Below are 12,745 nucleotides of genomic sequence, written 5' to 3'. Positions count from 1 at the left end.
GCTGCAAGGCCGCCCCAATGGCCTTAATGCGGTGCGTGGAACTGCGAAGCCAGCTCACGCAACAGGCTCTCAGCCTCCAGCACTTTGTTCACCACATCCTCAGCCTTGTCCCGGGCAATGCCCAGACGCTCCAGCAAGTCGTCCGGAATCTCCTCCAGCGGCCCCGAGCCAATCCCCCGCGAGCGCAGCAGGCGAGTCGCCAGGCACACCAGGTTGGGGAACGCCGATAACTCGCCATCGTAGGCCGGGTCATGCTGGAAGCGCAGCGCGGTCGACAGCTCTTCCGGCATGTCCCACAGCTTCATCAGCCAGGCGCCGATCTGCTCGCGGCTGATGCCCAGCAGGTGTTGTTCCACGTAGGTGTGGTTCAGGTGCGGGTTGACCTCCAGGTGTCGGCAGATCAGCGAGAAGTGCGGCGGGAACACGTGTGCCAGCAGCAGGTAGCCAAAGTTGTGCAGCAGCCCGGCCAGATAGGTCAGGCCAGCCTCTGGGCGCTCTGCCCGTGGCATGGCACGGGTCAGGCCTTCGATGATGGCGGCGGTGTAGATCGACTGCTGCCAGTATGGCGTGGCCTGCTGCGGGTGATCCTTCGGCAGGCTCAGGGTCTTGCCCAGTGCCAGGCCCAAGGCCAGGTTGATCACCAGATCGAAGCCCAGCACGCGCACGATGGCGTCTTCCACCGAGCGGATCTTGCCCGGCGAGGCGTAGTAGGGCGACGCCGCCCAGCTCACCACTTGCGCAGCCAGGGCCGGGTCAGTCTCGACCACGCCGGTGATGTCGTCGATGCTGGCGTTGGGGTCTACCCGCAGCTTGATGATTTTTTGCGCAGTATCGGCCAGCGGCGGGATTTCGATGGTTTCTTCCAGGCGCTTCTGGATGCGCCGGGCCGTGAAGGCCTGCACCGCATTGGTAATTTCCCGGGTGTCGTCATCGGGGCGGTCCAGGTTGGGGCTAATTGCCTCGACATCCTGGCCAAAGCTGCTGGCGCTGGCCTTGGCCAGCATGCGCTTGAATGGCGCGCGCTCGATTTCCAGCAGCAGGCCGGCTTCACCCGACTGGATATACACAATGTCGGCGTCGAGCAGGCTCTTTTCGTATTGGCATGGCGAGCTGGTCAGTGCCGGGATCCCCGGCAGGGCCTTGAGCTGGTGCTTGTCGAGCATCTGCTTAAGGCGTGGCACCGACACCGCAGTGAGCTTGCGCCCGGTCAGCTCGGCCAGGCGGTTCAGGTCCAGTAGCTGGCTCTGCGGGAACAGCACCATCAGGGCACCGACCTCATCGTCGAGCAGTACGGCCTGTACCCGCGCCGCCGCCGGCAGGTGCGGGTGTTCGACCACCTCGCGGTAGGCCACGCCGAGTTTTTCGAGCAGCAGCCTGATGACAGAGGGTGCGTGTGGGGTTGCGGTGTCCAGGGCAACTTCAGTCATGGTCCGTATCCACTGATTCTTTTAAACGCGAAGTATAACCAGCCTAGTGGCAAATCTGGATCCATTATGGGACTGGGATCACACTTGGCCATATTGCTGACCATGGCGCAGCCACCGGTCGAGCAGCGGGCTGACGTGCTCCGGCCAGCGCGCGATCAGGGCCTGAGCAGCGTCACGCACGGCCGGCAGCAAGTCGGCGTCGCGCATCAGGTCGGCGACCTTGAACTGCAGCAGGCCGGTCTGGCGGGTGCCGAGCATTTCGCCCGGGCCACGCAGCTCCAGGTCCTTTTCGGCAATGATGAAGCCGTCGTTGGTCTCACGCATGATGCCCAGGCGCTCGCGACCGATCTGCGACAATGGCGGGTGGTACAGCAGCACGCAATGGCTGACCGCGCTGCCCCGGCCGACCCGGCCACGCAACTGGTGCAACTGGGCCAGGCCCAGGCGCTCGGGGTTCTCGATGATCATCAGGCTGGCGTTGGGCACGTCCACGCCCACCTCGATGACCGTGGTGGCGACCAGCAACTGCAGGTTGCCGGCCTTGAACTCGGCCATGATCTCGGCCTTTTCCGCCGGTTTCATGCGCCCGTGGATCAGCCCCACCCGCAGCTCGCCCAGGGCACTGCCAAGCTCCTCGTAGGTGCTTTCGGCGGCCTGGCAGGTCAGCTCTTCGGACTCTTCGATCAGGGTGCACACCCAATAAGCCTGGCGCCCCTCGGCGCAGGCGGCGCGTACCCGCTCGACCACTTCGAAGCGGCGGCTGTCAGCCACCAGCACGGTGTTCACCGGGGTGCGCCCGGGCGGCAGCTCGTCAAGCACCGAAGTATCCAGGTCGGCGTAGGCGCTCATGGCCAGGGTGCGCGGTATCGGCGTGGCGGTCATGATCAGCTGGTGCGGGCACAGCTCGCCGGCCACGCCCTTCTTGCGCAAGGCCAGGCGCTGCTGCACGCCAAAGCGGTGCTGCTCGTCGATGATCGCCAGAGCCAGGTGCTTGAACTTCACCTCTTCCTGGAACAGTGCGTGAGTGCCGACCACCATCGGTGCCCCGTTGGCGATCTGCTCCAGGGCGCTGACCCGGGCCTTGCCTTTGAGCTTGCCGGCCAGCCAGGCCACTTCGATGCCCAGCGGCTCCAGCCAGCGTTTGAAGGTGATGAAGTGTTGTTCGGCAAGGATCTCGGTAGGTGCCATCAACGCCACCTGGTAGCCGGCCTCCAAGGCCTGCAGCGCGGCCAGGGCGGCAACCACGGTCTTGCCGGCACCCACGTCGCCCTGCACCAGGCGCATCATCGGCTCGTGCTGACTGAGGTCGTAGGCAATTTCGTTGGCCACCCGCTGCTGCGCGCCGGTCGGCTGGAAGCCCAGGTTGGCCAGGTATTGCGCCTGCAGGCGCCTGGCTTTGGGCAGCACCGGCGCACGCAGGCTGCGCAGGCTTTCGCGCAGGCGTTGTTGCGACAGCTGGTGGGTCAGCAGCTCTTCGAAGGCCAGGCGGTGCTGGGCCCAGTGGTGACCCAAGGCCAGTTCGTCGACATCAGCGTCGGCTGGCGGGTTGTGCAGGTAGCGGATGGCATCGTCCAGCGGTGCCAGCTGGTAGTCGCGGGCCAGTTCGTCGGGCAGCCAGTCGGGCAGGCTGCGCGGGCCGAGCAAGCCCAGGCTCTGCTGGCACAGCAGACGCAGGCGTTGCTGGGTAAGGCCTTCGGTGGACGGGTAGATCGGTGTCAAAGTCTGATCGACTGGCGGCGGTGGTTCGTCACCGTTCAGTGCGCGGTACTCGGGGTGGTAGATCTCCAGGCCCGAAGCGCCGGGGCGGGCTTCGCCGTAGCAGCGCAGGTGGGTACCACGCTTGAGGCCTTCCTTCTGCGCGTTGCTGAAATGATAGAAGCGCAGGGTCAGCACGCCGCTGCCGTCGCCCAGGCGCACCACCAGGCTGCGGCGCTTGCCCATGGTCACGTCGGTACCGCTGACCACGCCTTCGATCACCGCATCCTGGCCTGGGCGCAGCTGGCCTATCGGCACCACTCGGGTACGGTCCTGGTAGCGCAGGGGCAGGTGGAACAGCACATCCTGCAGGTTTTCCAGGCCGACCTTGGCGAGTTTTTCCGCCATGGCCTCGCCAACCCCTTTTAGCACCGTGACCGGGACCTTCGACAGCTCACTCATGGCTCAGGCCGGCTGTTCCGCAGGGGCTTTGGCTACCGAGCACAGGCGGATCGAGTCGGCGAGGATCTCGATGGCCTTGGGCCGCGGGAAGCTGGCGCGCCAGGCGATAGCCACGGTGCGGAATGGCGCCGGTGCGGTCAGCGGGCGTACTTCGATGACCCCGGGGGCGTAATGGTGGCTGTGGACCGCCGACAGCGGCAGGATCGACACGCCAAGGCCCGAGGCCACCATGTGGCGGATGGTTTCCAGCGAGCTTGATTCGACCGTGGTGTGCTTGGCACCTTCACCGCCTTTGTTCAGCGTAGGGCAGGCTTCCAGTACCTGGTCGCGGAAGCAGTGGCCCTCACCGAGCAGCAACAGGCTCTTGTCGTTGAGCATGGCGGTGTCGATGGTTTTTTTTGCCGTCCATGGGTGGTCGGCAGGCATCAGGGCGCAGAACGGCTCGTCGTACAGCGGCAGGGTCAGTACGTCGGCTTCGTTGAACGGCAGGGCGATGATCACCGCGTCCAGTTCGCCATTGCGCAGTTTTTCGCGCAGTACGTGTGTGAAGTTTTCTTCGATGTACAGCGGCATCTGCGGCGCCACGCGGTGCAACTGCGGGATCAGGTGCGGGAACAGGTAGGGGCCGACGGTGTAGATGGCACCAACCTTGAGCGGGGCGGTCAGCTGGTTCTTGCCGGCCTGGGCCAGTTCGCGAATGCCCTGGGCCTGCTCCAGTACCTTCTGTGCCTGGGCGACGATGCTTTCGCCGACCGGGGTCAGGCGTACCGCGCTTTTGCTGCGCTCGAAGATCAGAACGCCAAGCTCATCCTCGAGCTTCTTCACACCGACCGACAAGGTCGGCTGGCTCACGTGGCAGCGCTCGGCGGCATGGCCGAAGTGCTGTTCCTGGGCGAGTGTGACGATGTAGCGTAATTCTGTGAGGGTCATAACGTGCGTCCATGAAGTTGCGGGCCCAGCATAGCGGCTGCAATCGATAGACGCACGTTATCAGAGTTGCCGATTTGTGACAGAAACAAAAGTCTTAGCGGCGGTCCAGCGAGTAGACGAACGGTGCCACGACTTCGATCGTGCCATTGTTCAGCAACTCAGGTGGTGGCTTGGGTACCGTGCCAGCCCGACGGATCATTTCCAGGGTCGCCCGGTCCAGCGCAGCGCTGCCCGAACCACCGGCCATGGAGTACGACACTACCTTGCCTTCGGCATCGACCACGAAGCGCAGGCGGTTGATGCCCTGCAGGCCGCGGCGGCGAGCGTCTTCCGGGTAACGCTTGTATTTGGCCAGGTGACGCAGCAGGTCACTCTGCCAGGTTGGCAGGGCGTTGCTGTTGGACGCGATGCTCGGTGCCGGTGCCGCGGACTTCTGCGGTGGCGTGTTGCTCGGCGGTGCGTCTACCGTCTGCTCGGTCGCCGGTGCTTCCTTCGGCGGCTCAGGCTTTTTCTCGGGCTTGGGCGGTTGCGGCTTTGCCTTCGGTTTGGGCGGCTTGGGGATGGCGATCTTGGGCTTGGGTGCCTCCACCAGCTTCGGCAGCGGTGGTTCTTCGACCGGCGCCGGTGGCTGCGGAGCTGCTTTCGGGGGTGGTGGTGGCGCAGGCTCCGGCAACGGTGCCAGTTCGACCATCATGGCTGCCGGCGGCAGCTCGATGGCCTGGGGCACCGACCAGTTGAGCGTCAGCAGCACGGCGACCACGTGCACACCCAGCACGATCGCCAGGCTGCCACCGTAGCGCGCCATGTTTGAGCGCGTTTTTGTCATTTCTTGGCTGCCGTCTCGAGACCTACCAGACCGACTTTCAGGTAGCCGGCCGCGCGCATGTTGTTCATCACTTCCATCAGGTCACCGTAATCCACGCCTTTGTCAGCCTGGAAGAAGATGGTGGTTTCCTTGTCACCCTTGGTCTTGGCGTCGAGCATTGGGCCAAGCTGGTCGGGTGCCGCTACCTGATCGTCGCCGACGTACAGCTTCTGGTCGGCCTTGACGCTGACGAACACCGGTTTCTCGGGCCTCGGCGCCGGTTTGGCGGTCGAGGCCGGCAGGTCGACCTTGATGTCGACCGTGGCCAGGGGAGCCGCGACCATGAAGATGATCAGCAGCACCAGCATCACGTCGATGAACGGCGTAACGTTGATTTCGTGGTTTTCGGCGAGGTCGTCGCCACCTTCGTTGAGATGCAGGCCCATGGCTTACCCCACTTTCACCATGTGCGGGGCGGCGCGTTCGCTGCCCTGGTGGTCCAGGTCACGGCTGACCAGCAGCAATACCTGGGCGGAGGCGTCGGACACCTGGGCCTTGTAGCCGGCAATGGAGCGGGCGAAGACGTTGTAGATGACCACGGCCGGGATTGCTGCAACCAGGCCCAGGGCGGTGGCCAGCAGGGCTTCGGCGATACCTGGGGCAACCACGGCCAGGTTGGTGGTCTGGGTCTTGGCGATGCCGATGAAGCTGTTCATGATGCCCCATACGGTACCGAACAGGCCGACAAACGGCGCGGTGGAGCCGATGGTGGCGAGAACGCCGGTGCCGCTGCTCATGGTACGGCCGCTGGCATGCACCAGGCGCTCCAGGCGGAAGCTGACGCGTTCCTTGATGCCTTCTTTTTCGCGGGCGTTGGCCGACAGGCGCATTTCTTCGAGCGCGTCGTGGACCAGGGTGTGGGCCAGGGTGCCTTCCTTGTTGGAGACTTCGCTGGCGTCCTTCAGGGTGGTGGATTTCTTCAGCTGGGCGATTTCACCACGCAGGCGACGCTTGGCGCCCATCAGCTCGAAGCCTTTGGCGATCCAGATGGTCCAGGTGATGATGGAGGCGATGGCCAGGCCGATCATGACGATCTTCACCACGATGTCGGCGTTTTTGTACATGCCCCATGGGGACAGGTCATGGGCCATGCCCAGCGAGGTGTCTTCAACCAGGGCTTCGACGCTTGGGTCTACCACAGCCGGTGCATCAGCCGGGGTGGCAGCAGCGGCGTCGGCAGCAGGCGCCTGTGCAGCAGCGGCCGGGGCAGCTACCGGAGCAGCGGCGGCGGCAGGCGTGGCGGCATTGGCGGTTGGCTCATCGGCCATGGCCACCGGGGCCAGCACCAGGCTGAGCGTCAGCGCGGCGATGGCGCGCCAGGCGCGCGACGGGGTTGGCGAAGCGGAAGGTTGAGTACGTGTCATGCTGGCCGGACCTGATGAAGAAAAAAGTGAGCGTTCTCCAAGGCCTCGAGGTAGGCCGAGAACAAATTGGCGGCCATTATTGCAAGTAATTCTTGTTAACAAAAGTAATCTTGTTGCTTTTTTCACCTATGGTCTAACCGCCCATCGTGTAGCGTGGCCGGGCTGATCAATTGGTCTAGGGAGTTTTGTGATGTCAGACCTTTCCGTGATGGTGGTGGGTTGTGGTGATGTAGGTGGGCGCCTTGCCCGGCAGATGCTGGCGCGCGGTTGGCAAGTGAGCGGCCTGCGCCGTTCGGTAGGAGAGCTGCCAGCGGGCGTTCAGCCGGTTGCCGCAGACCTGGCCGAGGCGTCGATTCCGCAAGCCTGGCCACAGGGTTCGCTGGACTACCTGGTGTATTGCGTGGCGGCCAGCCAGCACGACGAGTCGGGTTACCAGGCGGCTTATGTAGACGGCTTGCGCCATGTGCTGGCGTGGCTGGCCGAGCGTGGCCAGCGCCCACGTCGCCTGCTGTTCGTCTCCAGCAGCAGCGTGTATGCACAGAAGGACGGCGAGTGGATCGAGGAGGGCGCGGCGACCGAGCCTGAGGGCTATTCCGGGCGGGTGATGCTGGAGGCTGAGCGGCTGGCGCTGGCCAGTGGCATCCCGGCGAGCGTGGTGCGCCTGACCGGCATCTATGGGCCTGGCCGTGAGTGGCTGTTGAGCCAGGTGCGCCAGGGCTACCGCGTGGCCGAGGTGCCGCCGCTGTATGGCAACCGCATCCATGCCGAGGATGCCGCCAGCTTGCTGGCATTCCTGTTGCAGGCCGATGCTGACGGCAAGGTGCTGGACGACTGCTACATCGGCGTAGATGACGATCCGGCACCGCTGGCCGATGTGGTGGCCTGGCTGCGCGGGTACATGGGAGTTACCGAGTGGTCCGATGAACAGCGGGTGCGGCGCACCGGCAGCAAGCGCTGCAGCAATGCCCGGGCGCGGGCGCTGGGCTGGGCGCCGGTGTATCCGAGTTACAAGGAAGGTTACGCTGCGATCCTGAAAGGAATGTGCTGAGTCAACCGGCCTCTTCGCGGGTATGTAAGGCCGCGATTTCAGAAGGGTTCAGTTCTGTACCAGCACCCACTGGCGCTTGCCCGCTGCCAGTTCCGGCATTTCATCTGGCTGCGCACGGTTCACCGCCTGGAAGATCTCCAGCTTGTCGCCATCGCGCTTGAGGATGAACGGCGCACCTCGCTGGTTGCGCTCCAGCCACAGGCTGTCATTGCTGCCGCCCATGGTCGCGCAATCACCTGCCAAGCACAGGGCGAAGCGGTCTGGCCCAGGCAGGCCAGTGACGTTGCCGGTGTCGCTGAAACGCACGCTGGCTCCTTTGCCCTGGCCGTCGACGATTTTCCAGTTGCCGCCTAGATAGGCCTGGTACAGCGCCTTCTCGAAGCTGCTGCCCAGCGGCGCGTTGGCTGTTGCCGGTGCCTTGGCCCGCACGAAAGTCTGTTTGCCGCCGCTTTGGTCGACGGCTTGCAGCTCGTTACCATCGAGCGACAGTTGCTCGGTCTGCCCGCCCTGGAAGCTGGCCTGCCATTGCTTGTCATTGGCGCTCAGCTGGCCGTCAGCCGCTTCGAAGCCGTTGCTGAAGCTGGCCTGCTGGCTGGCGACATCGAGCTTCCACTCGAATACCGGGCCGTGCTCATTCAGCGCCTGGCGCAGGCTGCCGCCTTTTACGGCCGCAGTGATGGCGTCCTGGTTGATCCAGGTGCCGTTGAAATCTTCGGGTTTGTGGCTGGCGCAGCCGCCCAGTAGCAGGGCTGCCAGCGCGAGGGGCAGTGCTTGACGCATGACGGGGTAACCTTGCAGAGGAGGGAAGGTGACGGGCAGGGCGCCCGTCACCGGGGGCATCACTCGATGACCAGGATGGCGTCCATTTCGACCTGGGCGCCTTTTGGCAGCGCAGCAACGCCGATGGCGGCGCGAGCCGGGTATGGCTGCTCGAAGTAGCGGCCCATCACCTCGTTGACCTTGGCGAAGTGGCTCAGGTCGGTGAGGAAGATGTTCAGCTTGACGATGTCCTTGAACGAACCACCAGCGGCTTCAGCCACGGCCTTGAGGTTTTCGAATACCTGCACGGTCTGGGCTTCGAAGCCTTCGACCAGCTCCATGGTCTTCGGGTCCAGCGGGATCTGGCCCGACATGTACACGGTGTTGCCGGCCTTGATCGCCTGCGAGTAGGTGCCGATGGCGGCAGGGGCCTTGTCGCTGTTGATGACGGTCTTGCTCATGATGACTCCTTGCGGTTGGCGGACTACGTACGCATGCGGGTGATGCGGACCACACCGGTCAGGGTACGCAGCTTCTTGATCACACGCGCCAGGTGCACGCGGTCGTGCACGCTGACCACCAGTTGGACCACGCTGATACGGCCGTCGCGTTCGTCCATGCTGATCTTCTCGATGTTGCCGTCAGCGGCGTTGACGCTGCTGGCCAGCAGGGCGATCAGGCCGCGCTGGTGCTCCAGTTCGACACGCAGTTCGACATTGAACTCGCCCGTGATGTCCTTGGCCCAGGAGAGCTGTACGCACTTTTCCGGGTTGTGGCGGATTTCACTGATGTTGCGGCAGTTTTCCAGGTGCACGACCATGCCCTTGCCGGCCGACAGGTGGCCGACGATCGGGTCTCCCGGGATCGGCGTGCAGCACTTGGCGTAGCTCAGCACCAGGCCTTCGGTACCGCGGATCGCCAGCGGGCCTTCCGGCGCCGGCAGCTGCTCGCCTTCGGCCGACAGCAGGCGGCGCGCGACCACGTAGGCCATGCGGTTGCCCAGGCCGATGTCTTCGAGCAGGTCTTCGATCAGTTCCAGGCGGTACTCGGCGAGGATCGCCTGGATGCGCTCCTGGGGGATTTTCTCCAGGCTGCTGTCGAAGCCGGTAAGCACCTTGTTAAGCAGGCGCTCGCCCAGGCTGATGGATTCGGAGCGGCGTTGCTGCTTGAGCGCGTGGCGGATGTGCGTGCGCGCCTTGCCGGTGACCACGAAGTTGAGCCAGGCCGGGTTTGGCCGTGCGCCCGGGGCGCTGACGATTTCCACCGTCGAGCCGCTTTGCAGTGGCTCGGACAGCGGCGCCAGGCGGCGGTTGATGCGGCAGGCGATGCAGCTGTTGCCGACGTCGGTGTGCACCGCGTAGGCGAAGTCGACGGCCGTGGAGCCTTTGGGCAGCTCCATGATGCGGCCCTTGGGCGTGAACACGTAGACCTCGTCCGGGAACAGGTCGATCTTCACGCTCTCGATGAATTCCAGCGAGTTGCCGGCACGTTGCTGCAGCTCGAGGATGCCCTTGACCCACTGGCGGGCGCGGGCGTGGCTGCCCTTGGGCTGCTCGTCGTCGTTGGACTTGTACAGCCAGTGCGCGGCGATGCCGTTGTTGGCCATCTCTTCCATCTCGCGGGTGCGGATCTGGATTTCGATGGGCACGCCGTGCATGCCGAACAGCGTGGTGTGCAACGACTGGTAGCCGTTGGCCTTGGGGATCGCGATGTAATCCTTGAAGCGCCCGGGCAGCGGCTTGTACAGGTTGTGCACGGCGCCGAGCACGCGGTAGCAGGTGTCGACCTTGTCGACGATGATGCGGAAGGCGTACACGTCCATGATCTCGTTGAAGGCGCGGCGCTTGCCACGCATCTTCTTGTAGATGCCATAGAGGTGTTTCTGCCGGCCGCTGACCTCGCCCGCGATGCCATCGGCGGCCAGGCAGTTGGCCAGCGAGTGCTCGATCTTGGCGACGATCTCTTTGCGGTTGCCGCGTGCGCTTTTCACCGCCCGGTGAATCAGCGACGAACGCATCGGGTGCATGGCCTTGAAGCCGAGGTCCTCGAATTCCACGCGCACGGTGTGCATACCCAGGCGGTTGGCGATGGGGGCGTAGATCTCGAGGGTTTCCTTGGCGATGCGCCGGCGTTTTTCGCCAGACAGCACTTCCAGGGTGCGCATGTTGTGCAGGCGGTCGGCCAACTTGACCAGGATCACGCGGATATCGCGGGCCATGGCCATGGCCATTTTCTGGAAGTTTTCGGCCTGTGCCTCGGCCTTGGTCTCGAAGTTCATCTGGGTCAGCTTGCTGACCCCATCGACCAGTTCGGCCACGGTCTCGCCAAACTGCTGGCTAAGGGCTTCCTTGGCGATGCCGGTGTCTTCGATCACGTCGTGCAGCATGGCCGCCATCAGGCTCTGATGGTCCATGTGCATGTCGGCGAGGATGCTGGCCACGGCCAGCGGGTGGGTCACGTAGGGCTCGCCGCTGCGGCGGCGCTGCCCATCGTGGGCCTGTTCGGCGTAGAAATAGGCGCGCCGGACCAGGTTGACCTGTTCGGGGCCAAGATAGGTCGACAGCCGTTCGGCCAAGGCTTCTATACCCGGCATGGGTTCACCTCCTGCCGAGGAAGAGGGCCTTGCGCCGTGCGACGTCGACCTGGCATCAATCAGACAGCCTCGTTGTTCTCGTCCTCGAACGCGGCGAAGACCGGATCCTCGGTGACGATCTCTTCAGCAGCGATGAACTCGTTGGTGACGATGCCTTCGGCGATTTCACGCAGGGCAACAACGGTTGGCTTGTCGTTTTCCCACGCTACGCGTGGTTCTTTGCCGCCGGTCGCCAGCTGGCGAGCGCGCTTGGTCGAGAGCATGACCAGCTCAAAGCGGTTATCCACGTGTTCCAGGCAGTCTTCAACAGTTACGCGGGCCATGGTCTTCCTCAGTAGCAAATGCGGTGGGCGTGCAGCCCAGTAATGGGCAGGCGGACTCGATAGTTTAAAAAATCACCAGCCAATAGGGAAGCGCTGTTTTGTCGGTTGGTACCTTCAAACCCTGTGTTTGCTTCTTCGCGGGTAAACCCGCTCCCACAGTGACCGCGTACCCTGTGGGAGCGGACAAGCCCGCGAAAGGGCCGGAGCAGACAGCCTGAATACTTGAGCCTGACGATAACCTCAGAGCATCGCGTCACGCAACCGCGGGGTCAGCTCCTCGAACAAGGTCTGCACCGAGCGCAACGCCCGGCAATCCGGCCGGGTCAGCAGCCACAGCTGGGTATCGCAACCCGGCAGCGGCCCGCTCAGCGCATCTACGCCGGGCAAGGCATGCACCATATAGTCCGGCAGCGCCGCCACACCCAGGCCGGCAGTCACCAGTTGGGCGATGGTCGACATGCCGCTGCACTGGTAGCGCGGGCTCAGCCCCGGATGCTGCTGGTTGCGCCAGACCACCGTGGGGTGGTCCTGCATCGAGTCGTCAGGGGCGATCCACGGCACGCTGGCAGGCGACGCGGCCAGGCGCTCGCGCCACTGCGGCTGGCCGCAGACTACATAAGAGGTAGAGCCCAGGTTGCGGCCCACCAGGTGCTCTGGCGGCGTGTTGGTCAGGCGCAGGGCAATGTCGGCATCGCGCCGGCTGAGGTTGGCAAAGGTATTGGAGGTGCCCATCTCCAGCGACAGGGCCGGGTAGTTGGGCATGAACTCAGCCAGCGCCGGCAGCAGCAGGCTGTGCATCACCGCCTCGGTACAGGTCAGGCGCACCGTGCCGCTGACCACCTGCTCGCCACTGGTCATGGCGATGCGCGCCGCCTCCAGCGCCTGCTCGGCGCGTTCGGCCTGTTCGGCCAGGGCCTGGGCGGTGTCGGTCGGCAGGTAGCCTTTGCGGCTTTTTACGAACAGCGCGGTACCGAGTGCCGATTCAAGCCGGCGAATCGAACGGAACACGGTCGAAACGTCGACTTTGAGCAGCTCGGCGGCTTTGGCCAGCGAGCGACCACGTTCCAGTGCCAGGACCAGGGAGAGGTCGGCGTGGGTAATCTGATATTGCATTGGTGCACGCTCTGCTTGCCGAATTGCCAATGTCTGTTGCGTCATGGCCATTTTATAGTGAAACGGCCCCCCGGAATCAATGCGCCCGGTCGGGTAACCAATCCCCACGATGGGAAAGTGAAAAGAACAACAGCTGCAACCATCGTCGCCCGTGAGGCGCCAGCCG

12 protein-coding genes are annotated in these 12,745 nt (G+C 64.2%); 1 reads left to right on the top strand and 11 read right to left on the bottom strand.

Annotated elements, in window-relative coordinates:
• Positions 1 to 23 precede the first annotated feature (23 nt).
• The 6 genes from ABE456_RS13265 to exbB all read right to left on the bottom strand — a co-directional run bounded on the left by ABE456_RS13265 (position 24) and on the right by exbB (position 6,743).
• Positions 24 to 1,427, bottom strand: a complete 1,404-nt coding sequence (locus ABE456_RS13265; RefSeq protein WP_346644316.1) for an HDOD domain-containing protein — start codon at positions 1,425 to 1,427, stop codon at positions 24 to 26.
• Positions 1,428 to 1,505: 78 nt separating this feature from the next.
• The gene (gene recG, locus ABE456_RS13260) at positions 1,506 to 3,584 is read right to left on the bottom strand and encodes an ATP-dependent DNA helicase RecG (protein ID WP_346644315.1); all 2,079 of its coding nucleotides are present in this window, start codon (positions 3,582 to 3,584) and stop codon (positions 1,506 to 1,508) included.
• Positions 3,585 to 3,587: 3 nt separating this feature from the next.
• Positions 3,588 to 4,514, bottom strand: a complete 927-nt coding sequence (locus ABE456_RS13255) for a LysR substrate-binding domain-containing protein (RefSeq protein WP_346644314.1) — start codon at positions 4,512 to 4,514, stop codon at positions 3,588 to 3,590.
• A gap of 94 nt (positions 4,515 to 4,608) precedes the next feature.
• On the bottom strand, positions 4,609 to 5,340 hold the full coding sequence (locus ABE456_RS13250) for an energy transducer TonB (protein WP_346644313.1): 732 nt from the start codon (positions 5,338 to 5,340) through the stop codon (positions 4,609 to 4,611).
• Complete coding sequence (gene exbD, locus ABE456_RS13245) at positions 5,337 to 5,765, bottom strand: TonB system transport protein ExbD (protein ID WP_003253367.1); 429 nt, start codon at positions 5,763 to 5,765, stop codon at positions 5,337 to 5,339. The genes ABE456_RS13250 and exbD overlap by 4 nt, the downstream gene beginning before the upstream one ends.
• Before the next feature lie 3 nt (positions 5,766 to 5,768).
• The gene (exbB, locus tag ABE456_RS13240; RefSeq protein WP_346644312.1) at positions 5,769 to 6,743 is read right to left on the bottom strand and encodes a tonB-system energizer ExbB; all 975 of its coding nucleotides are present in this window, start codon (positions 6,741 to 6,743) and stop codon (positions 5,769 to 5,771) included.
• Between the two features lie 190 nt (positions 6,744 to 6,933).
• On the opposite strand from exbB, the gene ABE456_RS13235 reads away from it, so the two are divergent.
• Positions 6,934 to 7,791 (top strand): SDR family oxidoreductase, encoded by an 858-nt coding sequence (locus tag ABE456_RS13235; protein WP_346644311.1) that lies wholly within the window; start codon positions 6,934 to 6,936, stop codon positions 7,789 to 7,791.
• Positions 7,792 to 7,839: 48 nt separating this feature from the next.
• Here the strand turns inward: ABE456_RS13235 and ABE456_RS13230 are convergent, their stop codons facing one another.
• From ABE456_RS13230 to ABE456_RS13210, 5 genes are all read right to left on the bottom strand, one after another.
• Positions 7,840 to 8,571 (bottom strand): hypothetical protein, encoded by a 732-nt coding sequence (locus ABE456_RS13230; protein WP_346644310.1) that lies wholly within the window; start codon positions 8,569 to 8,571, stop codon positions 7,840 to 7,842.
• Between the two features lie 59 nt (positions 8,572 to 8,630).
• On the bottom strand, positions 8,631 to 9,011 hold the full coding sequence (locus ABE456_RS13225) for a RidA family protein (RefSeq protein WP_009684531.1): 381 nt from the start codon (positions 9,009 to 9,011) through the stop codon (positions 8,631 to 8,633).
• A gap of 23 nt (positions 9,012 to 9,034) precedes the next feature.
• Complete coding sequence (spoT, locus tag ABE456_RS13220) at positions 9,035 to 11,143, bottom strand: bifunctional GTP diphosphokinase/guanosine-3',5'-bis pyrophosphate 3'-pyrophosphohydrolase (RefSeq protein ID WP_346644309.1); 2,109 nt, start codon at positions 11,141 to 11,143, stop codon at positions 9,035 to 9,037.
• Between the two features lie 59 nt (positions 11,144 to 11,202).
• Positions 11,203 to 11,466, bottom strand: a complete 264-nt coding sequence (rpoZ, locus tag ABE456_RS13215) for a DNA-directed RNA polymerase subunit omega (RefSeq protein ID WP_003253383.1) — start codon at positions 11,464 to 11,466, stop codon at positions 11,203 to 11,205.
• 240 nt (positions 11,467 to 11,706) lie between these two features.
• Complete coding sequence (locus ABE456_RS13210; protein WP_346644308.1) at positions 11,707 to 12,579, bottom strand: LysR family transcriptional regulator; 873 nt, start codon at positions 12,577 to 12,579, stop codon at positions 11,707 to 11,709.
• Positions 12,580 to 12,745 lie beyond the last annotated feature (166 nt).

This window comes from Pseudomonas sp. TWI929 (genome assembly GCF_039673335.1).
In the GTDB taxonomy this organism is placed as follows: Bacteria; Pseudomonadota; Gammaproteobacteria; order Pseudomonadales; family Pseudomonadaceae; genus Aquipseudomonas.
The sequence above is the reverse complement of the archived record's forward strand: the minus strand, read 5'-3'. Positions and strand labels throughout refer to the sequence as shown.